The 24,418-nt window shown below is 52.6% G+C and carries 15 protein-coding genes; 5 read left to right on the top strand and 10 right to left on the bottom strand.

What is annotated here, in order from left to right:
* Nucleotides 1-49: 49 nt before the first annotated feature.
* The 8 genes from AABA21_RS15700 to AABA21_RS15665 all read right to left on the bottom strand — a co-directional run bounded on the left by AABA21_RS15700 (nt 50) and on the right by AABA21_RS15665 (nt 13,596).
* Complete coding sequence (locus AABA21_RS15700; RefSeq protein WP_338251686.1) at nt 50-1,123, bottom strand: lysylphosphatidylglycerol synthase transmembrane domain-containing protein; 1,074 nt, start codon at nt 1,121-1,123, stop codon at nt 50-52.
* 76 nt (nt 1,124-1,199) lie between these two features.
* Nucleotides 1,200-2,162, bottom strand: a complete 963-nt coding sequence (locus tag AABA21_RS15695) for an NAD-dependent epimerase/dehydratase family protein (RefSeq protein WP_338251684.1) — start codon at nt 2,160-2,162, stop codon at nt 1,200-1,202.
* A 34-nt stretch (nt 2,163-2,196) separates the two neighbouring features.
* Nucleotides 2,197-3,396, bottom strand: coding sequence for a glycosyltransferase family 4 protein (locus AABA21_RS15690; RefSeq protein ID WP_338251682.1), 1,200 nt, complete (start codon nt 3,394-3,396; stop codon nt 2,197-2,199).
* A gap of 127 nt (nt 3,397-3,523) precedes the next feature.
* Nucleotides 3,524-4,585 carry a glycosyltransferase family 2 protein gene (locus tag AABA21_RS15685; RefSeq protein ID WP_338251680.1) on the bottom strand — a complete coding sequence of 354 codons (1,062 nt, stop codon included), beginning with the start codon at nt 4,583-4,585 and terminating at the stop codon, nt 3,524-3,526.
* Between the two features lie 128 nt (nt 4,586-4,713).
* The gene (locus AABA21_RS15680; protein ID WP_338251678.1) at nt 4,714-5,463 is read right to left on the bottom strand and encodes an SIR2 family NAD-dependent protein deacylase; all 750 of its coding nucleotides are present in this window, start codon (nt 5,461-5,463) and stop codon (nt 4,714-4,716) included.
* A 55-nt stretch (nt 5,464-5,518) separates the two neighbouring features.
* Nucleotides 5,519-8,245 carry a hypothetical protein gene (locus AABA21_RS15675; RefSeq protein WP_338251676.1) on the bottom strand — a complete coding sequence of 909 codons (2,727 nt, stop codon included), beginning with the start codon at nt 8,243-8,245 and terminating at the stop codon, nt 5,519-5,521.
* A gap of 265 nt (nt 8,246-8,510) precedes the next feature.
* Nucleotides 8,511-10,958: an Eco57I restriction-modification methylase domain-containing protein gene (locus AABA21_RS15670; RefSeq protein ID WP_338251674.1), complete on the bottom strand. Its 2,448-nt coding sequence runs from the start codon at nt 10,956-10,958 to the stop codon at nt 8,511-8,513.
* Nucleotides 10,959-11,058: 100 nt separating this feature from the next.
* On the bottom strand, nt 11,059-13,596 hold the full coding sequence (locus AABA21_RS15665; RefSeq protein WP_338251672.1) for an Eco57I restriction-modification methylase domain-containing protein: 2,538 nt from the start codon (nt 13,594-13,596) through the stop codon (nt 11,059-11,061).
* A gap of 172 nt (nt 13,597-13,768) precedes the next feature.
* Here AABA21_RS15665 and AABA21_RS15660 point away from each other — a divergent pair, with 172 nt between their 5' ends.
* Together AABA21_RS15660 and AABA21_RS15655 are read left to right on the top strand one after the other, a co-directional pair.
* Nucleotides 13,769-14,518, top strand: coding sequence for an FKBP-type peptidyl-prolyl cis-trans isomerase (locus AABA21_RS15660; RefSeq protein ID WP_338251670.1), 750 nt, complete (start codon nt 13,769-13,771; stop codon nt 14,516-14,518).
* A 303-nt stretch (nt 14,519-14,821) separates the two neighbouring features.
* Nucleotides 14,822-16,204, top strand: a complete 1,383-nt coding sequence (locus AABA21_RS15655; RefSeq protein WP_420917158.1) for a solute carrier family 23 protein — start codon at nt 14,822-14,824, stop codon at nt 16,202-16,204.
* A 174-nt stretch (nt 16,205-16,378) separates the two neighbouring features.
* On the opposite strand, the gene AABA21_RS15650 is transcribed toward AABA21_RS15655, so the two are convergent.
* Both AABA21_RS15650 and AABA21_RS15645 read right to left on the bottom strand, forming a co-directional pair.
* Nucleotides 16,379-17,317 carry a YIP1 family protein gene (locus AABA21_RS15650; RefSeq protein WP_338251666.1) on the bottom strand — a complete coding sequence of 313 codons (939 nt, stop codon included), beginning with the start codon at nt 17,315-17,317 and terminating at the stop codon, nt 16,379-16,381.
* A 312-nt stretch (nt 17,318-17,629) separates the two neighbouring features.
* Nucleotides 17,630-18,385, bottom strand: a complete 756-nt coding sequence (locus tag AABA21_RS15645) for a YIP1 family protein (protein ID WP_338251664.1) — start codon at nt 18,383-18,385, stop codon at nt 17,630-17,632.
* A 575-nt stretch (nt 18,386-18,960) separates the two neighbouring features.
* On the opposite strand from AABA21_RS15645, the gene pyrB reads away from it, so the two are divergent.
* The 3 genes from pyrB to carB all read left to right on the top strand — a co-directional run bounded on the left by pyrB (nt 18,961) and on the right by carB (nt 24,406).
* The gene (gene pyrB, locus AABA21_RS15640) at nt 18,961-19,953 is read left to right on the top strand and encodes an aspartate carbamoyltransferase (protein WP_338251663.1); all 993 of its coding nucleotides are present in this window, start codon (nt 18,961-18,963) and stop codon (nt 19,951-19,953) included.
* 111 nt (nt 19,954-20,064) lie between these two features.
* Nucleotides 20,065-21,210, top strand: coding sequence for a glutamine-hydrolyzing carbamoyl-phosphate synthase small subunit (gene carA, locus AABA21_RS15635; RefSeq protein WP_338251660.1), 1,146 nt, complete (start codon nt 20,065-20,067; stop codon nt 21,208-21,210).
* The gene (gene carB / locus AABA21_RS15630; RefSeq protein WP_338251658.1) at nt 21,203-24,406 is read left to right on the top strand and encodes a carbamoyl-phosphate synthase (glutamine-hydrolyzing) large subunit; all 3,204 of its coding nucleotides are present in this window, start codon (nt 21,203-21,205) and stop codon (nt 24,404-24,406) included. Before carA ends, carB begins: the two co-directional genes overlap by 8 nt.
* Nucleotides 24,407-24,418 lie beyond the last annotated feature (12 nt).

Genomic DNA, 24,418 nt, shown 5'->3' with positions numbered 1-24,418 from the left:
ACGGCCTGTGATATGCAAGCAGGCATTCCTCCTGTTGTTTAGTCAGCCCTCAGGCGACGTAGATGAGTTTTGGGGCCGTGTTTGCTTTTCGATCATGCATAAAAAGGTAGATAGCACCTCCGATAAGAGCGAAGAAGATACCCTGCGCGTCCATCAGAAGAACCAGAGCCGCTGCGGTCGACACGTCAACATGTAGCGACGCGAAAATGGCGATGAATACGCTCTCACGTACGCCATAGCCATTAATAGTAGTGGGTAAAACTACGACCAGAGAAACGAACGGAATGATAACCATATAGAAAGGAAGTGGAACCTGGATATGCAAAATCATGGCAAAAGCATAATAGTTAAGCGCGGCGCTGATATGGAAAAGCACCCCGTACACGATCGCATTGCATAATGCTCGTGGTTGCCTGAGGCTTTTTTGCAGCGTCGCCCCAATGTTAAACATTGAAGAGACAATGCGATAGCTGGTCCATTTTCCTTTAATCAATGTCGGCAGCAAGGCAACGGCAAAAAACACGACCACCAGCCCACTACACATACCCAGGCCGGCCAGTAAAAAAGTTCCGACTATCCAGGAAGCGAAGGCCCCATGGTAGATGATCAGCATCGGTATTGAGACGATGAGCATACCGACAAAGCCGGTGACGCGACTCATGATTACCGCACTGACCGAACCTGCGGTATTGCGTCCTTCCCTGCCTACATAGTAGGCTTTGATCACATCACCTCCCATTCCCGTAGGTAAGAAATGGTTAAATGAGATGCCGATCAGGTAGAGATTGATCAGGCGTTTCAGATCGATATGAATCCCTTCTCCATCCAGCAGACTTTGCCACTGATAGGAGCTCAGGATGACACCGATCAAGCCAACTATCAGCCCTATTACTACTTCTCCATCGTCAATGTGTTGTAATTTCTGTAGCACAATAGACCAGGAAATGGATTTGAAGAGAAAGGTGAGCAGGACCAATGCGCAACCAAGGCGGAGCCCAAATTTAAGCCACTTGAAGCGTTGTCTGGGTGGAGATGGCGGACCCTCAGCTGCAATTTCCGGGGGAGAAGTCGCGTTGTTCTTCTCCTCAGGAGGCATGCTTGTTTCTGGCAGTGGGATGCTCATGATACCTCCGTTGTGACAGACGAGAGGAGGCAGCTGACTGACCGGCAGTCAACTGCTCCTTTCCGCTGTTCTTCATTCAGGCTGTTTTGACGAGACGATAGATGGAGCGGGCATAGTCGAATTCTTCTGCCAGCCCCTGTTGGAGTGTGATCAGCGGGCTATAGTTCAAGTATTGCTGAGCTCGTTGTGTATCGGCAAACGTATGACGGACATCTCCATGTTGTCTTTCTTCAAACGTTACCCTGACGGGGCTGCCACTCACTTCTTGCAGGATATCGATCACGCTACGCAGTGTGACTCTGGAACCCCCGGCGATATTCATCACCTGTCCTACCGCGGCCTCGCAGGTAGCGGCGCGAATATTGGCCTCCACCACATCCGAGATGTAGGTAAAATCACGCGTCTGATAGCCATCGTCATAGATGCGAATTGGTTCATGGTTCAATATAGCTTTACAGAACTTATGGAAAGCCATATCAGGGCGTTGGCGCGGACCGTAGACTGTGAAGTAGCGTAGCGAGACGGTTGGAACCTGGAAGTTATGGTAGTAGAGCGTACAGAGATTTTCGGCCGCTAGCTTGGTGACCCCATAGGGTGAGAATGGACGCAGCTGGCTTTCCTCCAGAATAGGAAAGGACCTGGCATCTCCATAGACAGAGGAGGAGGACGCGTAGACCAATCGTTTGATGCTGCCTACGTGCAGCGCGGTCTCTAGCAGACGCTGGGTCGCCAGCACATTGCACTCCGTATAGCGTGCGAACTCTTCACCCCAGCTGGCCCGTACCCCCGCCTGTGCTGCCTGGTGAAAGATCCAATCGATCCCATCCAGTAACGTCTCCAGGGGGAGATGGATCAAGTTGCCTTCAATAAAAGAAAAGGTATTCCATGAACGAGGGCCTTCCAGATTTTTTTCTTTAATGGCGCGATCATAGTAATCTATAAAGGCATCTACCCCGCAGACTTCATGACCATCTTTCAATAAGCGTTCCGCCAGGTGAGAGCCAACAAAGCCTGCGACACCTGTAACTAAACAGCGCATGAAGTTCTCCTTCGTATGAGCATATGTAAGCGTTTTACGCAGCCCTATCAGTCGTATCTACAAGGTCGGAGGCAAATGCTTCCTGTATACGCGTGCTTTTCTTGAGAAACACCTGCCAGCTATAATGTTCCTGCGCGAACAGACGTCCTTTCTCACCCAGCATCCGCGCCTGGTGTGGATCGCTCAGGAGTTCAATCGCCCCTTGCGCCAATCCTTCCGCCGTTGGTGGGACCAGGAGCGCGGTCTCCGACGAGAGTACCTGGGTCTGGGAATAGATTTCAGTGGCCAGAATCGGCTTTCCTGAATGGAGATAGGTATACAATTTCAATGGTGTATTCGTGCCTTTACAGCGCGGGCTTAGCAGGATATCGGCCAGGGCCATGTACGTTGGCATCTCATCCAGCGGCCGCTGCCCCACAAAGCGGATCGCGTCATGAATGCCCAGTTCCCTGGCCCTATCATAAAATTGTTCAATCTGCGCGCTCTGTCCACCGACCAGCACATAGCTCGCATCTGGAAAGCGTTTATGAACGGCGGGGATGCTGTGGATTAGAAGATCGATGCCCTGATAGCTCTCCAGGGTACCTGTATAGAGCAAAACGGGACCTGTGCCCAGTTCCAGCTCCTGGCGTATCCGCTGTATCGCCTCTGGTGCCGGAGTCGGCAGATTTTCATCCACGGCCGAATTCTCGATCATGTAAATCGGGGTTGTCTCTGTCATACGGTGGGCCGTACTCGCGATGTCGGGACAGATGGCTATGACGCCGTGGGCTTTACGCACGATCAATCTTTGGATGGTCGCGACACAACGGATCAGAAACGGGTTATGCGTAAACTCTGAACTGACAATCTGTTGCGAGAGGTCCGAGTGCATATAATAGAGATGCTTACAGCCAAAGATACTGCTTAAAAGTACCCCCATGGCTCCTGCTTCCTCGTGGGTATGGATACAGTCATAGCGCGCACTACACATCTGCACGAGGGCCAGCAAAAAGACCAGCAGGTCCAGGGGAAACTTCGCCATTGATGGCCCCACCTTCACCTGGTGAATGCCCGGGATAGCTGGTGTACGAAAAATGCGCAATCCTGGCAGGTTCACTGGTTTCCCAATGTGATACGTGATCAGGTCAACCGTGTGCCCCATACATAAGAGTGCTTTGATATGATGATAGATAGCAAATGGCGCCCCGCGCTCCTCCATGAATGGTTGAGGAGCAATCATTAAAATTTTCACCGTCTTTCCTTTCATCTGTATGGCTGATACTGTGATACCTGACCAGAATGTGCCTGTTTTACAGCTAGAGAGGAGCATGAAAAACCATCCTCCTCTCTGTATATGGGGTCGCTTGCGTCGCAGGTGGTTAGCGGGTAGCCGTCTTTTCCCGGTTCCCATTATGTTGGGACTCTGTCGGGTCCTGAGGACGTTCACCAGGCAGTGGTGAGCGCAGGGATGACTCTGGCTGTACCTGCTTTACTACATATGTCGGTTTGTCTTGCGCTTCATAATAGATGCGTGTAAGCATTTCCGCGATCAGGCCTGAAATCAGACTGAGCAGGCCAAAGCTTGAGAAGAGCAACGAGATCGGAAAGAGGGCTGAGCGCTGGCCTTTCTTTTTTCCAGGCAGACAGGCGCGCAAAAGGCTGTACAGGCCGGTCCCAAATCCCAGGCTGAGCGAGCTTAGACCGGTAACGCCAAAGGCGTACAGTGGCTTGGTACCAAAGCTGCCAAGAAATTTTAAGGTGGTTAGATCCAATATGACGCGTACCACGCGGGAGATGCCATATTTCGATTTTCCAAACTGCCTCGCGTGATGGTCCACAACCATTTCGGTCACCTTCGCGCCAGCCAGGGCGGCATACGCGGGGATGAAGCGATGCATCTCGCCGTAGAGCCGTACATGGCGCAGCACCTCGTAGCGATACGCCTTCAGGGTACAGCCATAATCATGCAGGCGTACGCCGGTAACCTGAGAGATCAACTTGTTGGCCAGCATGGAAGGAAATTTGCGACTCCACTGCGCATCCTGACGATTTTTGCGCCAGCCGCTGACCACGTCATATCCCTCCTCAAGCTTCTCCAGCAGGCGTGGAATGTCCACCGGATCATTTTGCAGGTCGCCATCCATAAAGACAAGGATTTCGCCTCGGCTGTAGGCTACCCCGGCCGACATGGCCGCTGTTTGCCCAAAATTGCGCCGGAAGCTGATCACGCGCACATATGGATCCTGCTCCACCAGGCGATTGAGTTGCTGAAGCGTACCATCACTGCTACCGTCATCGATGTAGAGTACCTCGTATGAGAAGGGTTGCTCGGCCAGGACCTTATGGATGCGCGTATGCAGATGCGGAATGCTTTCCTCTTCGTTATAGACCGGGATGATCACAGACAGATGTTTTGAGCGTATCTCGATGTTATTTTTCACGGTTGTCTCCCTCATACATAAAATCGCAGAAAGATATGAATACCATTTGGCATGTATAGATCTCTGTACACGACACTATCGTCATCCCAGCAGAGATCTTTAATGGGGAGCGGTGTTGGTGGGAAGGGTTAGAGTTGCGCGATCAGGGTTGGCAAGATACGTCCGGCGCTGGCGTGGATGGCGACGTCCGCCACCGTATCCAGTGAGGTAGGGGTCTGATTGATGATGATAATGGGGATGTTACGCCGCAGGGCCAGCCGTGGCAGCATAGAGGCCGGTACGACCTTGAGCGATGAACCGATGACCAGAAACAGATCACAGCTATTGGCCAGCGCCTTCGCGCGTTGAAGCTCAGCGTCTGGAACTCGCTGGCCGAAGAGGATCGTCGCGGCTTTGAGATAGCCGCCGCAATGCGCGCAGGTTGGATCTGGCTCGCCCGCATCCACACGCCTCTGCAGGGCCGCTATTGAAGAGCGACGCCCACACAGGGTACAGGCCGCCTGGTGTGAGGTCCCGTGCAGTTCGATGACCTGCTCGGGTCGATTTCCAGCTTCCTGATGCAGACCATCGAAATTTTGCGTGATTACGCCAAGCAGGCGTTGTTCTCGCTCCAGCGTAGCCAGCGCGCGGTGTGCGGCATTAGGTCGGGCGGCCGCCATCTTCCCCGACAATTCTCTGCGGGTCTGCCAGTATTGTCTGCGCGCCTCCGGCTTACTGATAAAATCGTGATAATTGACGGGTGGCACTTGCTGCCAGATCGAGCCGGGGCTGCGAAAATCCGGAATGCCCGATTCAGTACTGATGCCCGCGCCCGTCAGGGCGACGATCTGGTGCGCTTCCTGCAGCAATTCGACCGCGTCTTGTATCTGTTCCTCCAAGCTAAACATGCGTCTTATTGTAGCAGATAGAATGGGAATTTGTCATGATGATGGCTTACGGGATGGCGTTGCCGTTGATGCTGAGCGTCGGTTTCCCAAAGTAGATCTGTGTCGCGTTTCTACTTCCCACCTGCACCAGGATGCGCCCGTTGGGTCCGGTGTACGTTGCTGGCTGATTGGTTGTAAAGGCATCATTCGCGTTGGTCCGCATGCGCTCCCATTTCTGAGTGTGCCAGTTGTAGATTTTGGCCATAATATTGTTGTTATTGGTCGTGATGCCAGAACCGGGTCCGGATGGATGAGTAATCAGGTTGGGTATTGTGATCTTCAGGGCGCCGATGTAGAGACGTGGCGCATCGGGCAGATCCAATTCAAATTTCACATTGCCGCTGGTCAGGGTATAGGAGCCAGGCAGGATGGCGCCGGCATCAAAGCTGGCGATATCTACAACGTTGCCGGTGACGCTATCCTGAGGAATGGTCACCAATCCTGAGTAGCGAATTTTCAGCGGCATCTGCACAAACATCGTGTGCTGGCCCTGAGGCGTCTGGTTATTTACTGTCGGGAGCGGTTGTTCGCTCAAAGACTGGTCGGCCCAGGCCATAAAGGTAGCCTGGGTGCCGGAAATGAGCAAAGGGTCATAATCATTTTTGACGTTAGGATCGGGTATCTGTCCACCTGTGACATAGATGGTATTCTTGCCGGTAATGGCATGCGTCATACACGATCCTTCGCAGGCTGTATAGTTATAGCCTACTCCGCTCAGGGCCGAGAGCAGGGCGATATGTTTTTGCAACTCGGTCTGCGGTTGTGCCTTTTGCAGAAATGGAAAATATTGTCCTGGTAAGCCAGCCTGGTGCGCAATCTGGTCGGCCAGGGTCTGCTCCGAGACCGGCTGGGTGGCATGGAGCTGAACATCGAAATTGCGTGTTTGCCCCGCGTTTATGTGTCCCAGGGAGATAAATGTATGTGGAAATAGTACATATGCATCACTCAATGCGGTGCGCAGATTATTTCGCACGCTGCCCAGCACATGGTTATCGCGCACAGTCAGGTCGCCTAAGAGCTGGCCCTGGAGCTGCAGATCCTGTTCCGAGACGATTGGATCGACCGACCAGAGATTGCTATTGTTCAATGTCAGGCTGGTATTATCTGGATTGTAGGTTACCTTTGTGGGGATGCCTCCAGGCGGCATCTGGCTGGTGTTGATCGCCGAATTATGATCCAGGTACTGAATATCGATGGGTTCACTCAGATTCTCGCCTGGAATCTGCATGCGGAGGTCGCCCTGGTTGGGAGCCAGCACGCTCATGTACGTCGTGATGTGGCCGGCCGTCCCATCCTGGTTGACCTGTAGAACGGAAACACTATTATTGGTGACGCCCACCTCTTTCTCATAGCCAGCCACGCTAAATGCAAGCACCGAAAAGATCAGAATGCTGGAGAGAATGATGCGCCCATTGTACATCTGTGCGCCCGGCCGTTTCCGGATGTACCACATGCGGACGGGCCCCAGGAAGAGCAGATAGCCTACCAGCAGGAATGTCAGTACGCCGGTGGTTGAGGACATGCCGGGATTGAGAAAGCTCACCAGTCCTCCTCGCGTCAAAATCTGCCCAGGACCGTCATCGTAGCTCTGGGCGCCGCTCGAAATGAGTAACCGATCGCCCAATGCGCGTTGCATGATCATCTGCCAGATGTTGGCTGAGGTACTCCAGCTATCCAGCGGCGGCGCAGCGGGATCGAACGCCAGGTAGTAGATCGCACCTGATCCTTGATGCGCCTGCACAATCAAAGGCGTCTGTGCGCTACTGAGCACGGTCTGAACGTTAGAGAAGACCTCTTGCCGCGCGAGCTGGGCGGCACTGATCGTTGGTTGACTCGGCGGAATATCGCTGGTGGCCGGGACTATGGTATTGCCATTAAATGATTGCAGGTGTGTGCCCGTGGGCAGCAGATCCAGGCCGTGTACGTCAACGGGGAGCAGGTGCGATGGCAAGGGACTCAGCGTGCGCTGCCAGTTGAGACCGCCCACTTCGATCAGGGTTCCGCCCCGATTCACCCATGTCTGCAGCATCGTCAATTGCTGCGCGTTCAGGGTATTGGTGGCAAAATTATCCAGAATGAGCACATCAAAATTTTCCAGTGCCGTCTCTATTGTCGGCATGGTCTGGGCATCCAGGCGCGATACATTAAGCGAGCCTGATTGATTAATCAAGGTGATTCTTGTTAACTGTGCTTCGAGATCCTCATTATCCGATAGCACCCCGACCAGCGTATCGCCTGGCTGTACTTCATAGCCCTGTTTGCTGGACTGTATGCTGACCGTTTGTCCAAGCTCATTGCGCAGGGTGGCCAGGAAGCCACGTGTAATCAAATTGCCTGTATAGTGGGGGGCATAGATCGTTAATTGCTTCTGCGCGCCTTGGGCCAGCGTTACTGCTTCCTCAAAGCTCCATGGGGAGAGCATGTCAATACGTTGCTGATGGGCCCCACCTGAGAACGTCTGTACCGAGAGGTTGCCCTGAAAGGCTGGTCCGCTATTATCGATAGTCACCCTGACAGGCGTCCAGTACCCGCTCCTATAGGTATCCTCAAAGCCAGCATCGATGGTTATGGTTGGTTTGCTGGACACATTGACGGAATGAGATGGTGATGGTGGAAGGGAAAGGTGATAGAAGGCAAAGCTAATGAGTATCAGGATGCATATGCCAATGCAGCTATATACAACTTTTTTCTGTGTGCTTACGGTTGTGAGCCAGCTCATGTGGCTGATACGCATGCGAAATGGCCCTTTCCCACAATGTCAAAACGTCGCTAAGAATGACAGTTAAGTGGTCGCGAACTTCTTCACCCCGGCGACAGATGAGTTAAGCGCCAGCAGGTGAATATCTATGTCTTTACATAAGGGCCATCACATGCAATGATGGACATATTCTGACGAATTATGGTTATTCTTGAGACAAAATGGTATAGATCCAACGCGTACTATAATAGTAAATTTTTGGCTCGCTTTTGTCTAGTACCACCAATAGAAACGCCCGGGCTTATTCGTCAGCATTTTCTGTATGATGTGTCAGACCCAGGCGATATTTAATGTCATAATTGACAATAAAATCCAGTTCCTGATCACTGAAGCCATAGTGGCGCGCGAGCAGCGTATCGATCGTATCGATGATAGGTTTTGACTTACGGGCATAGATAGTATAGCTCCCGGTCTGCCCGCGTTTGAGGTGCCGGGCGTGTCGGCGAAAATCCTCCATCAAAAGCACGCTTTGCGCGCGCAGAGCGTCAACGAGGTCCGACTGCTCTGGATAGTTGAAGCGAAACCCGAAGAGCATATAGTCTTTCAAATTAAAGGTATCAAACGTGGTTGTGTAGTACCACCAGAAGAGCGAGCTATTGAAAAGCGCGACAAATACATCGCGGTCAAAGTCCGCTTGAAAGAAGCATTGTTTATTAGAGGTTGTATGGTAGGGCCAGGGAAAGTTTACAAAGACCTTCCAGTATAATCCCCCGGCGGTGCGGTAGAACATCGTATTGAGATTGGGGATGCGTGAGATATAGTGGCTGACAGGTCTATGCATCAGCAGATGAGCCAGGATGTTATCCTCGCACTCCTGACTGAATTTTGGATAGTAATGCCGGTTTAAAGGATCGATGGGGGCGCTGATCGCGTGATAGCGGAAGCGGGTAAAGAGAAAAGGGCGCTGCTCGTGGGCCCACTTCATCAAATGGGTACTATAGCGCCGCTCCGGGCCGTTGGTTTTTGCCAGGTAGATAGTTGTAGGGATACTGGCGACCTTCCCACCTGAAAAGAGCATCGAGGGACGGAAATGATAGAAGGAGAGCCAGCTAACCGGAAACCAGGAGCGAAAAGCGCTCAGAAATGGCTGCATATTTTTGGTGGCAAAGGCGGCCAGAGGCAGGATCATGCCATGGCGTCCCTGTGGAGAAAGCAACTGCTTGCTGCGTTCGACGATACAGGTATAGAGATTGGCGCAACCCCGTGTGATAAAGTGATCGAGGCTATAGGGAAAATGTTGTTCGTTGTATTCCACATAGGGCGGATTGCCAATAATAACGGTGAAGCCACCACCCTCCAGAATGTGTCTGAACGCCATCTGCCAGCCTGGAATAAGGGCCGTTCCAGTATGCTCATCCGCGGTCTGCCGTATGGATGTGGACTGACACGGATGATGTATCTCAGCCAGCGTGTTGCCCACGCAGATATTTCCATCAATGTCGGGGAGTGGCTCGATATCCTCGGCGTGTTCGACCTGCACCATCAATTTAAGAAAGAGGTGCAGCTTACAGATTTCAATGGCCCCCTCCATAATATCTATGCCATACAGGTTTCTGGTGATAATTGTTTTGAGAATGCCGGCGCGACGTACAGATTTTTGCCGGTCACAGGTAGAAAGGCTATTCACGCGCTGCACCTGATCCAGGCAGGCCTCGTACAGAGGAAGGAGGGTCCGCAGAGCCGCCAGCAAAAAAGCCCCAGAGCCACAGGTAGGGTCCAGGATCGTCATCTGTTGCAGCTGCTGATAGCAGTCCTGTAACACCATTGGATCTTCCAGTGAGCGCAGAGCATCGAGAGCGAATTGATGAATCCGCAGGTTGTAGGTGATAAAGTCGTCGATGGCTCTGACATGGCCGGCCGCCAGTCGTGCATATAGACCCTGGTACATCTGAAGGCGTTGCAGATGTTCACGCGGTGTTTCATCGGGTAGATAATCCGGATCGGCCAGGATCGCGTGGATATAGCGCTCAGGCTGTTGCTGTACCAGACGCCATAGCGTGCCATCGGCAGCAAAAACGCAGGGATGGCGGCGAGCCAGGGCGTCAAAGAAGGCCGGGATAATGGTATTGTTAGCGATATAGGTCGTCACATCCTCGCGTGTATAATAGGCCCCCATCTGCTGCTGGTTGACGTACTGCTCAAAGATATAGCCCAGGATATCAGGCGTCAGCAGACTCTTCTCCTGGCCCGCAGGCTCATCTACATACCAGCGGTAGAGATCAAAAAAGGCGAACAGGCGCTCGAAAGCGTAGTCGGGAAGAGAGACATCTGGATATTGCCGCTCGATTGGACGTACTGAAAAGAGACTACCACCGAGATAGGGAATATGACCAAACTGTGCCAGTATATCAGTGCTGCGTTCAGGCCTGCCCAGAACCTCGTGAAAGAAGGGAAGCAAAAACGAGCGGTAAAAACGATCACACCCACATCGTTTCTGAGTTTGTTGTAGTTGGTGGAAAAGATATTGGTGATCGCGATTGAGAAAGCCCTGCTTTTGCAGGAAATAAATGAACATCAGGCGATTCAAGAGGAGTGAAGTCATCTGCTCCTGCTCGACTACTGTAATATCTGGAGTTTCACAAACAAACTGCCGCTGAAATGCCGCCCTTTCAACTTTAAAGCGTTCATAGAAGAGCTTGATGATCTGCTCAATATTTTGAAAAGCTGAATAATGTCCGCTATCAAGCACAGCTTCATCCCGTTCTGTCGCAAATGTATTATTACACTTTATAATATTACAGATATGAAAAAATTTGTAAAGTGTCCTATACGTATTTTTTTATGATTGGCTACTTTTTGCCTTGCCGCGCTATGCGATGTTTTTCATCGTAGTGGAGGATAAAATCCAGGTTCTCTGGCGTCAGCTGAAAATGCCGGGCCAGCAGGCGATCTATCTCATCCAACAGGGGTTTGGAGAAACGCATATAATACTCGGCCAGCTCAATCTGATGGCCTGCGCCCTGCTTATGCCTGGTATTGCGTGTGCTCAGGCGAGCATTGCGCAGGATATCCACCTCCAGTTGTTCCGCCATCCCCGCCAGTTCTGTTGACTCCAATACCTCCTGGCTGAGCGGAAAATGTTTGACCAGGGCATCGGATAGGTGGAAGCCATCCGAGTAGGTGGCAAACCAGACATAAAATAACGAGCTATTCAAGACGGCCATTACATTCAATGCGGTCTTCCTACGCGCAAAATAGAGCAGGCGGCCATGAGGAGGAGTCATAACCACACCATTTTTCTTATAAAATGGAATGTGGCAGACAGCCTTGGCCCAATAATTGGTTGCCTCCTGGTAATAAATAAAATGATCGCCCAACCGCTCCGCGACGGATTTTCCTATACTCATACCCCGCGCCTGCTGGTGTAACTGGTCAATGAGTAGAGCTTGCTGGGTCGCGGCCAGCTTAGGGAAAACGAGCGGCCAATCGGTAGACATAGATGGCACACTCGTGTACATGAGTAGAGGGAGCAGGTAGGGGCGTTCAGCGCTATACCAGCGATGAATGCGCGTAACATAGAGGGATGCTACGCGTGAACTGTTCTGCACATGCAGCAGCAGGATCGAGAGGCGTTGAAAGGCTCCCTCGAAGAGGCGAGAGGGAAAGATCTCAAAATTGGCCAGCCACAGCGTAGTGCCGGTCGACAGCAGACGCCGGCGCAGCGCGACAAAGCGCTGCGCGCCGCACAGACTAATCGGCACAATGAATCCCAGTCGCCCCTGGCCCGGTTTGCACAGCGCCAGGGAGCGCTCGATAACGGCAGCGTAGATGTTGCCACAGCTCGTCTCCTCATAGCCATGAACCGTGTACTCATGTCTGATCTTGCTATGCTCCAGGTAGGGAGGATTCCCGATGATAACGTCAAATCCACCCCTGCTAAATACCTGGGGGAACTCGAGATGCCAGTGAAACGATGACGGATGGCGTGAAATTGGTGCAGACTCCAGGGGTGGTGTTGGGCCAGAGTGGTGTGTTTCTCCGACCAGTGCGTTGCCGATGCGAATATGCAGGCGCAGCGTACCCATTGAGGGCACATCGTCGATCTGACTGATCGAGGCCAGTAGGGCCAGGTAGAGACGCAAGCGACAAATCTCACTGGCCGCTGGCAGAAGATCTACCCCGTAGAGATTAGAGGACAGGATCATATGCATAATGGCTGTCGGGCGTGAGAGCACTCGTCCCACAACTGTTGATCGAGGAGCTTCCATGGCCGAGGGTATACCTGTGAGCTGTTGGGATGTATCATCGCCACAGATGGCCTGTGATGTGCTGGTAAGCAGATCTATCTGCTCCAGGCAACAGGTGTAGAGCGGATAGAGAAGCCTGCTTGCGGCCAGCAAGAATGCTCCTGATCCACAGGTAGGATCCAGCACTGTAAGCTGCTGCAGCCGCTGTAAAAAGGCCTGTAAGAAAGCCAGCTTCTGACTGCGCGTGAGGATATCAATTAGAAAGCGTTGCAGATCCAGGCCATTGGTGGTAAGATCTACAATATCATGGATTGAGCCAGTCCTGAGTTGGGACAAAAGAGCGCGATAGCGCTGCTGGCGATGCACATACTCACGCTCAGTCTCTTCTGGCAGGTAGCTCGTTGTCTGTATCGCCATTGGGATATAGCGATCGGGTTGTTCGCTGAGTAGTTGCCAGCACTGTGCTTGCTCCCCTAAATCCTCCAGCTGATCTTCGGCAACCAGCGTAAACAAACGCGGCAGGATCGTATTGCTGGTGATATAGAACGCGATATCGTCCTGTGTATAATAGGTCCCTGTTAGCTTTTGATCACAATGGTGCTCAAAGATAAAAGCCAGAATCGAGGGCCGGAGCGCGTTATCTTCCGGCATGGATTGGTCATCAAGTTTCCATTGGTAAGCATGCAAAAAGGTAAACAGTCGAAAGAAAGTGGCATCTGATAGTTTGAGGTGAGGGGAGCGTAATTCCAGTGCCTCTGGCAGAAAAAGCGGGATCTCTACTCGTGGCAAATGGCCAGAGCTGTGATGTGCTGTAGTGGGCTGACCCGTATACAATGTCGTGAAAAGGGGCAACAGATACTCACGAAAAAAGCAGTCGGAACCTGAGCGCTGTTGGGCCAGTTGAAGGGAATGCAAGAGATACTGTGGATCGTTATCAAGTAATCCCTGGGCTTGCAGAAAAAAAAGGACCATTAATCGGAGGAGGAGTGTGGTGATATAGGCGTGCCCTTCTGCCTCATCTGGTGCACCATGAAGTTGTCTGACGGCATAAGCATGTTCAGACTTAAACCGATGGTAAAACCTTTTATTCAGCTGTTCCGACCTATAGGATGGATAATGCATAGACGACAACTCAGTCACATGGATACTCCTTAACCGAGTAGTACTATAGTTGAGTCTATTTTAGCAAGAATGTCAAGAAGAAGCATACTGTGAGTGTTTCACCTGCTTCTACCCCTTGTCAGATATGTAAATTAGTGGTAACCTCGACCTGCTATGATTATGCCTATCATCCAGAGGAGAAGATTGTTCCGTGACCCAGACTACGAAAAACCTAAATTCTTCCCCATTAGGCGCCGGCCGTCCCGGGCAGCGCCAGCGGGAGCGCGAACTGCGGAAGCGACGTCGCGCTCGTCGCAGACAGTTATTAATTAGTGGTGTCGTCGCTCTGCTAATCTTGATTGCCGCCGTGACATGGGCCATAATGGCTGCTCGTCAGAGTAGTGATCAAGCCGCACTTGCCGACGCACACGCGACCGCGACGGCCAATGCGGCGGTCGTGCAATCCACCCAGACCGCCAACGCGGCCAACGCCAAGGCTACCGCCGATGTACAATCCTTAGCCAAGGCCAATCCTAAAGGCCCGGATACCCCTCCCCAGGTGACGAGCCCTGTGCAGAAGACCTCCAGTGGAGTGCAGTACCAGATTATCAAAGCTGGTGATGGAGGTACCGTCCAGAATGGCAGCACAGTGGCTTTTGAGTATACCGGTTGGATTAAAGGCACCAACAAGAAATTCGATAGTAGCTATGATCATGGTGGTCAGCCGTTCGCCGTAACCATTGGACAGGGACAGGTCATCAAAGGTTGGGAAGACGGCGTCACCGGAATGAAGATCGGCGAGACGCGCCGCCTGATCATTCCTCCCAGCCTGGGCTATGGCTCCGGCGCGCAGAAGGACCAGAGTGGCAAGGTGATTATTCCTGCCAACGCGACCCTCATTTTTGATGTGACCGCGGTCGCCTTTACGCAGCCGCCACAACAGAGCTCTCCAACCGGCTAAACATCGGTTTTTCCAGGCAGTCCATTGTGCGTTGGTGCATCCAACGCATCAACGCACAAAAAACACTGTGTCCAACTCCCGTCGCCCTGAGGCGACGGGAGTTGGACACATTATAAATAGCGTAGCTTATAGTGTAGCTTGACTTTTGCTTGCAGAGCACATATACTGCCACAAGTTTAATTAATTACGCCGTTCCTCAAAGAATATTCTTTCTTTTTCTATTTCTCATCCCACCAGGATGAGTTTTTTTGTGTACTTACTCTGCAATTATTGATTCGCCTATGCATACAGGTTGAGAAAGGAATGATAATGAATAGTAAAACCGGTTACTTCCCCCGCTGGAAGGTCAACACGAGCGGTGGAATTGTGGCCCCGGATGAACGACTACCATGGGGACCGAGTTTGTTGCTGGGGGTTCAACACGTGCTGGCGATGTTCGGCTCGACCGTCGTCGCCCCTCTCCTGATGGGTTTCCCTCCCAACACAGCGATCCTCTTTTCCGGCATTGGTACCCTCATCTTCTTCCTGTTTGTTGGGGGCCGTGTACCTAGCTACCTCGGCTCAAGTTTTGCTTTCCTCGGTGTGGTTGCCACTGCGACGGGCCATCCACTGGGGACGGGGCCGAACCCGAATATTTCGGTGGCCCTGGGCGGCATTATTACGGCCGGGGTGGCGTATGCCATCATAGCGATAGTCGTGTTAATCGTCGGCTATCGATGGCTAAATTATCTCATGCCGGGAGTTGTCACAGGTACGGTCGTTATGGTCATAGGCCTGAACCTCTCGGTTTCCGCCATCAAGCAGGCGGCTACCACGCCCTTTGATGCGTGGATGGCGTTGGTTACCATCATTGCCGTTGCCCTGGTTTCCGTCTATGCCCCCGGCCTGCTGCGCCGGCTGCCGATTCTCCTCGGCGGCATCGTGGGGTATGTGGTGTATGCCCTCCTGGGCCTGGCTGGTGTTGGTCCGAAGATCGATTTCACCCAGGTCAGCAAGGCCGCGTGGATAGGGATCCCACAGTTTACGACTCCCGTCTTTCACGCGAATGCCATCAGTATTATCACCCCCGTTGCCATCATCCTGGCGGCTGAAAACATTGGGCACATCAAGGCGGTCGGGGCTATGACCGGGAAAAATCTGGACAAGTACCTGGGCCGTGCGTTCCTGGGTGACTCCGTCGCTACGATCCTGGCTGGCTTTTTTGGCGGGACGGGTGTCACGACGTACGCTGAAAATATCGGCGTGATGGCGGTCAATCGCATCTATTCCACTCTCATCTTTGTGATCGCGAGCTGCATTGCTATCCTGTTCGGCTTTTGTCCGAAGTTCGGAGCGATTGTGAGCACCATACCTAGCGGTGTGTTCGGAGGCCTTTCCATTGTGCTCTTCGGTCTTATCGCCGTCACTGGTGGGCGCATCTGGATTGAGAACAAGGTGGACTTCTCGAAGAGCAGCAACCTCATCCCGGCTGGCGTGGCCCTGATTATCGGCGCTGGCATGACGGGCGGCCTTGCCGTCCAGTTTGGCACCATTGCCATCGATGGTATTGGTTTGGCCACTTTTGCCTCTATCATCCTCTACCAGATTTTGAAAGAGCGCAATCCTCAACCCGATGAGGCGGCATTCGCCGATGCTGCCGTAGGGACGGACCCTACTGAAGAGCATGTGGATGCAGAACAGCGATAGATGAGTCGCAGTTTGTCTAGAAAATGGAAAAATCCCATCTTCGATTGGTCAAGACTAAGGGGCCAGGCGAAAATCTTTCAAAGAGAGAGGCGAACAGGCTAATAACTATATAGCCTGTTCGCCTCTCTCTTTGGTCTGGTGGATAGAAGTAAGCTCTGCCCTATGTGTTACTGATTAGTGGCTGGGTATGCTTCTGGAGACAGCGGTAATCAGCACGATTACAAAGACGCAGACGAGAATGATGGCGATGATTGGCAAGATCAGCACGGCCATGGTGGCGCGACCACCGCTCAGGCGATGGACCGCCATCGTCATATAGACCTGCAGGACAATGGAGTAAATGCTAATTGCCAGGCTGCCCAATGAGCCAATGAAGGGAACGAGGGCAACCAGGTAACTGAGAATGGTCAGAGGCACTGTAAAGAGCAGATAGCTGTAGCCGTGCTGCAGGAACGTACCCTGGCCACCGAAGGCTTTGGCGATCAAAAACATAATGCCTACGCCAACAAAGAAGCCTACGATCGTGAAGATCAAAGCACCAATACCCAGTGGAATAGCAGAGCTCGCATAGAGTGTTTTAATGCTATTGAATGTGGAAGGTGGGATGCTGCTATTGCTATTGAATGTGCTCATCAAGGTTGGTAGAGCGACCCCTACATAAAGGGCGATCAGGATGGCCGCGACGACACCCAGAAAGAGCAGCTGCACCCAGACGATGTTCCAGGCGGCTTTGCCCTTTTCCATGGCGAAGGTGTTGGCGCTCGGTCTGGTGGTGATCCTGAGATACTGTGCAGGCAATTGCCGAATGGCATCGCCCAGTGGCAGAGGCTGTGCCGGTGGCTCGTTGTAGCCACCGGGTCCATACGGTGAATAGCCGCCCTGCTGTGGAGGAGGATAGCCGCCGGGATAGCCTTCCTGCGGAGGTGGGGGGTAGCCAGGATATCCACCCTGTTGTGGGGGAGGAGGATAGCCACCAGGATAACCTTCCTGCGAAGGTGGTGGGGGGCCATAGCCGGTATATGGACCCTGCGGCGGCGGATAGCCAGCAGGATTCTCGCCTTGCGGTGGTGGATTATAACCAGGATTATTGCCCTGATTAGGATCGTAAGACATAGTACATCCTTCTCTCTTCTATATGGTATAGAACGTAATAATTGCTAGAAGACTTGCCTTTAATCATTTTAATATGAAAACAAAGATAATTCAATCTAAGGATGAGCTGATATTAAAGCTCAGACATGCTATTGCTAAAGTACACGCATTGGTAGCGAGTAGCGCAATCGTCGCATTTTTAATGGAGCGTCCGATCGTACAGGTTCACTGGCCCCAGCCTGTTTGGAATAGCTACTCTACTGCCTGAGGGGTCAGTGACATGTTTATGGTGGCTATTATGCTGATTGCATGTTTTAGGGACTGCTCTATGCTTTATTTGTGGAGGCTGGAGATGAGCAGAGCAACGATTATAACTGTGGCAACACAGGCCAGTATAAATAGAGCAATGGGTAATAGCAGGACCGCCATGGTGGCGCGACCACCACTCAGGCGATGGACGGCCATCGTCATATAAACTTGTAAGATGAGCTGGTAAATGGTCATTACAAGGAAAAGTAGCATATTAATATTCACTATGGAAATCAGCCCGACCAGACCATAGAAAAGTCTCAGGGGTGTTGAGATCAACAATGTGCTGTAGACGTGTTGTTTCCATGTTCCTTGTCCTCTAAAAGCTCTGGCGATCAGATAATAAATTCCGGTGCCGGCAAAGAAGCCCGCTACTGCCCAGAGTAGATGGATGATGGTTCCTGAGACGGGTCCGAGTGAGATAATAGCCTGGGATACTGCCAGGATGGAATTTAATACGCCGCCGTTGCGAATGGGGGTTATTTTAGCAGGATGCTGGATAAAAATGTTGATAATGCTAAAAATAGTCGAAATCACGGCCAGTATAAGTATCTGCATCCAGATGATGTTCCAGGCGGCCTTTCCATTCTCTTGAGCAAAGGTGCTCGCGCCCGGCTTGGTAAGTACCCTGAAATACTGAGTCGGTAACTGGCTTACGGCATCTCGCAATGGTAAAGGTTGTGAGGGCGTTTCTGTAACGCCACCAGATCCATATAGTCCATAGCCGCTTCCAGGCGGAAATGCTCCAGGATAACTCCCTTGATCAGGATTATAAGACATGATAAATCCTTCTTTTCTCTTTTTTTACGAAAACAATGGCCAAAAACCTTCTTATGGCATTCTAACAGTAAAATTTAAATACAGCAATAAGAAATGAGCACAACTCAAAAACTCGGGATGGTTAATCTCTGATGGTGTACATAGTGGTATAGAGTGGTGAGGGGGTAGTGGTTTTTTCCATAACCGGCCCCACAAAGTTGTTGGTAATTGCGCTTGACATCGATGAAATGTATAAGGTATACTCTTAGCAATTTGAATTGGTTCCCAAAAACTAGTAAAAATGAAGGCAAGGTATCCGCATGGGAAAAAACAGGCAATGGCAGATCGAAAACATATCACAAAAGATATGTCGATCACTTCATTTCCATGACGGACCCGGTATTGTTATTCATAGGAAAAGTATTTTTTCCTCACCCCTTTCATTCCAGGGGTGAGGAATTTTTTTTTGCATGCGCAAAGTGTGCAGTAAGAAGAGGCTCCTCCTCTACTTCAATGGGTAACGCGCCATTGTTGATTGTAGAGGCAGAAAAGGATGACCTATCAACCTGTCGTCGCGGCTGTTAATGGGAGGTTATATGTTCCAGGCTATATCTCATCTACAAACAGATATTGAGATGATTCATGGAGACTTTAAAGGCAAAGATATTGTGTCCTTCGATCAATTCGAGGTGGCAGATCTCAATACATTGTTTACCGTGACACGCCAGATGAAGCGCATTGCCGAGAACAATGAGCCATCGCGGCTGCTCGAAGGCTTACTGGTGGGCCTGCTGTTCTTTGAGCCATCGAGCCGGACCTTTAGCTCTTTCTCGGCGGCCGTCAAGCGCCTGGGTGGTCAGACCATCGAGATGCAGAATCCGGAAGCCTTTTCTTCTGTTAGCAAGGGTGAGACCTTCGAGGACACCATCCAGGTGATGGAGGCGTACACCAACGCGATCGTGCTGCGGCATCGCTTCTCTGGCGCGGCGAAGCAGGCGGCGCGAGCGGCCAACTTTGTGCCGGTCATCAACGCCGGTGATGGCAACAACGAGCATCCCACCCAGACCCTGTTGGACATGTACACCCTGTATGAGCGCTTCGGACGCCTGGATAATCTGACCGGTCTGCTGGCCGGAGATGCCTTGAACAGCCGCACCATCCACTCACTGCTGCGTGGGCTCTCACTGTATGAAAATAACACCATGTATGTGCTGTCACCGCGACAACTGCAGCTCTCGCGCGATGATTTTGTCAGCCTGCAGGATCGGGGCATCCGCCTGATCGAGATCCATCGCGAAGAGGACATTCCGCAGGACTGCGATTTCTGGTACTGGACCCGCGTGCAGAAGGAGCGTTTCGCCTCTGCTGAAGAGTACCGTCAGGCGCAGAGCGAGATCGTCGTCGCGACCCCAGAACTGCTGAACAAATATGCCAGCAAAGATATGATCTTAATGGATCCCTTGCCGCGTGTCGCGTCGGTTGATCCGGCCGTAGACGCGGATGAGCGAGCCGTCTATCTACGTTCACAGATCAGAAACGGCGTCTATACGCGTATGGCTTTACTGGCTTTGGTTCTGGGCAGAATATAAATCAATAACATATAACGTAACTACGTATGGGCCGCTCCAGGCGTGACTGATATCTCGGGTGCGTGGAGCGGACTTTGCTGAAAAGAAAGAATTCTCTGAGAGGATGAATATATGCATAACACAAATATCTCTGGCAATCTGCTGGAATCGCCACAGCTAGAGGAGCGAGGTGCGAGCAACCAGTCATGGCAGGAAGAAACTCCTGTCTACGGCGCCCTGGTGCTGGAAGATGGCACGTGTTTTGAGGGCCGCTCCTTCGGTTACCAGGGGGCCTCGGCCGGTGAAGTAGTCTTCTGTACCGGAATGGTTGGCTATCCGGAAGCCCTGACCGACGCGTCATTCGCGGGCCAGATTTTGACCATGACCTTTCCATTGATGGGCAACTATGGTGTGCCGGATGAAAGCTTATGGGAAGACAATAAAATTCATGTATCAGGTCTGATCGTCTCAAATTATGTCGACACCCCTTCGCATCCACAGAGCAAGATGAGCCTGGGAGAGTGGCTGCGTAGCGAGAAGGTGCCAGCGCTCGAGATTAAGGATACCCGCTTGCTCACCCAGTATATCCGCACGCATGGTGCGATGCTGGGCAAGATCGTTTTTGACGAAGATATTCCCTTCCACGATCCCAATACCGAGAACCTGGTAGCGCAGGTCTCGGGCACAGAGGTGCAGCGATATGGAGAAGGGGAGACCACCATCGCCCTGATCGACTGCGGAGCCAAGCGCAACATCGTGCGCAGCCTGGTGGCCAAGCATATACGAGTGATTACCGTGCCCTGGGATTACGACCTGTTCTCGCCCGAGTGCGACTTCGACTTTGACGGCATCCTGATCTCTAACGGGCCGGGTAATCCGAAGATGGCTGATAAAGCTGTCGCCACCGTGCGCGAGTCCATGAAGCGTGGCATTCCCACCATGGGCATCTGCCTGGGACACCAGATCCTGTCCCTGGCCGCCGGCGGCGACACCTATAAATTGAAATTTGGCCATCGCAGCCAGAATCAGCCTGCACTTATGCAGGGAAGCAAGCGCTGTTACATCACGACCCAGAACCATGGGTTCGCGGTTGGCACATTGCCCCAGGACTTTGATGCCTGGTTCATCAACGCCAATGATGGCAGTAACGAGGGTATCAGACATCGCAGTTTGCCCTTCTTTTCCGTACAGTTTCATCCCGAGGCCGCGCCCGGTCCCGAGGATACCGATTGGATTTTTGACTACTTTCTGGAGAGGGTGAGAGGCGAACATGAATAAGCCAGGTAAGGTATTGGTGCTGGGAGCAGGCGCTCTTAAAATTGGGCAGTCCGGTGAATTTGACTATTCCGGCTCACAGGCACTCAAAGCATTAAAAGAGGAAGGGATTGCCACGGTACTGGTCAATCCCAATATCGCGACCATTCAGACCTCGAAGACGATGGCGGACAAAGTATATTTCCTGCCGGTGACGCCCTTCTTCGTTGAGAAGATCATCGAGAAAGAGCGACCAGACGGTATCCTGCTTTCCTTTGGCGGTCAGACCGCTTTGAACTGCGGCATTGCGCTACACCGCAATGGTGTCTTAGAAAAATACGGCGTGCAGATCCTGGGCACCCCCATCTCGGCCATCATTCTAACCGAGGACCGGCAGGAGTTCGCCGAGCACCTGGGCCGCATCAATATTCCCACGCCACAGAGCCGAACCGCCGAGACCCTGGGCGAGGCGCTGCAGATCGCCGATGAGATCGGTTTCCCAGTCATGGTGCGCGCCGGCTTCGCGCTGGGCGGCCAGGGATCGGGTATCGCCAAAACGCGGGCCGACCTTGAGCGCATCGTCAATGGCGCGCTGGCCTTCGCGCCCCAGGTGTTGATTGAGCAGTACCTGCACCACTTTAAAGAGGTCGAGTATGAGGTAGTGCGCGACGCCTTCGACAACTGTATTACCGTCTGTAATATGGAGAACATGGACCCGCTGGGCATCCACACCGGTGAATCGGTGGTGATCGCACCCAGCCAGACCCTGACCAACGCCGAATATCACATGCTGCGCTCGGCCTCCGTGGCCATCGTGCGCAGCCTGGGTATCGTCGGCGAGTGTAACGTACAATACGCGCTTAATCCTGAGACCTCACAATACTCGGTGATCGAAGTTAATGCCCGTCTCTCACGCAGCTCGGCCCTGGCCAGTAAAGCGACCGGCTATCCCCTGGCCTATGTAGCGGCCAAACTGGCCCTGGGCTATTCGCTGACCGAGCTCACCAACCGCGTCACCGGCGTCACGCGCGCCTGCTTCGAGCCCAGTCTGGACTACGTGGTGGTGAAGATTCCGCGCTGGGACCTGGACAAGTTCAAAGGCGTCGACGAGACCATCGGTACCGGCATGAAGTCCGTGGGTGAAGTGATGGGCATCGGGCGCACCTTTGAGGAGGCATACCAGAAAGCCATCCGCATGCTCGATCTGGACTTCGAGGGCGCCACCTCCGAAAAGGTCTTTAATAACGGTGAGAGCACAGAAGCCATCATCAACAGATACCTCTACACACCGACTCCCAAGCGTATGTTTGTCCTGCCTCTGTCCATGCGCAACGGCTATAGTCTGGAGAGCATCCACGAGATCACCGGCATCGACCTGTGGTTCTTGCAGCGCATCAAGCATATCGTCAACCTGGAAGAGGGACTGTGCAAGGACGCGGATCTGTCATCGTCCCGTCTGCGCACCTTGAAGCAGGCAGGCCTCTCTGACAAGCGTATTGGCCAGCTATTGGGCAAGACCGGACTGGAGATCCGCGCCATCCGCAAGCAGGCGGGTGTGGTCCCCTTTGTCTTCCAGATCGATACCCTGGGGGCGGAATTTCCATCGGAGACCAACTATCTCTACACCACCTATAACGGTCAGCACAACGATGTAGCCCCCACGGGTGAGAGCGGCGTCGTCGTCATCGGCTCGGGTCCCTATCGCATCGGCTCCTCGGTCGAGTTTGACTGGACCTCGGTCAGTACTGTGCAGGCTCTACGCAAGTACAATAAGCGCTCAATCGTTATCAACTGCAATCCTGAAACGGTCTCAACGGACTATGACACGTCGGATCGTCTCTACTTTGACGAACTGACCTTTGAGCGCATCGCCGACATCTGCGAATTTGAGGCGGCCCAGGGTGTGATCGTCTCCGTCGGTGGTCAGACTCCCAATAACCGGGCGCGCGCCCTGCAGAAGTATGGCTTCCGCCTGCTGGGAACGGACGCCAACGACATCGACCGCGCTGAAGATCGCAACAAGTTCTCGGCCCTGCTCGACTCACTGGAGATTCGCCAGCCGGAGTGGGACAGCTTCGTTGACGTAGCTGGCTTGACCGCCTTCGCCGAGCGCGTCGGCTTCCCGGTCCTGGTGCGCCCCTCCTATGTCCTTTCGGGTAGCGCCATGAACATCTGCTACAACCAGCAGGAACTGGAGCAGTACGTTAAAGAAGCCGCGGCGGTCTCTCCTGAACATCCCGTCACGGTCTCCAAATTTATGCGCAAGGTGAAAGAGGTCGAACTGGATGCCGTCGCTCAGCATGGCGAGATCAAAGTCTTCGTGATCTCCGAGCATATCGAGAACGCGGGTGTCCACTCAGGTGACGCCACCATTGTGCTACCGCCCCAGACCCTCAATAGCGAGACCAAAGAGCGTATTGAAAAGGTTGGCCGCGCCATCGCCAGAGCCTTGAAGATTACTGGTCCCTTTAACATGCAGTTCCTGGCCAAAGACAACCAGGTCTATGTGATTGAAGTGAACCTGCGCGCATCGCGCACCTTCCCTTTTATCTCGAAGGTGACGGGTGTCAACTTCATCGAGCTGTTTGTCGACGCCCTCTTCCAGGAAAATATCCCGGTGGTCGAACTGCCGCGCATCAACTTCACCGCGGTCAAGGCTCCCCAGTTCTCCTTCTCGCGCCTGACCGGCGCTGATCCTGTGCTGCGCGTAGAGATGGCCTCCACCGGTGAGGTTGCCTGCTTTGGCGATGACATAGAGGAAGCCTACCTCAAAGCGATTATTGCCACAGGTGGTAGTATTCCTAAAAAGGGAATCTTTATTAGCCTGGGTGGTGATGAAAAGAAGGCCAAGTTCCTGGAGAGCGCCAAACTGTTGAGCACCCTGGGCGTGCCACTGTACGCGACCGAGAAGACCAGCGCCTTCTTGCGTGAGCATGGCGTAGAGACCACCATGCTCTACAAAATTCACGAAGAGAAGGCGCCCAATGTCCTGACCTACTTTGCCGATAATAAGATTGACCTGGCTATCAATATCGTAGAGGGACATATCAATAAAGAGGTGGACGATGACTACGCCATGCGTCGTTATGCCGTAGACCATAACATTCAGCTCTTTACCAAGATTAAGCAGGCGCGCCTCTTTGCCAGGGCCCTGGTTGAAAAAGACCTGGTGACCATTCCTATTAAGGCCTGGGACGAATATCAGGCCAACGAACTCTAGAAGGAAATCTCG

The sequence above is a fragment of the Dictyobacter halimunensis genome (genome assembly GCF_036245075.1).
Note: the sequence above shows the minus strand (reverse complement) of the source record. Positions and strands in the feature narration are given on the sequence as shown.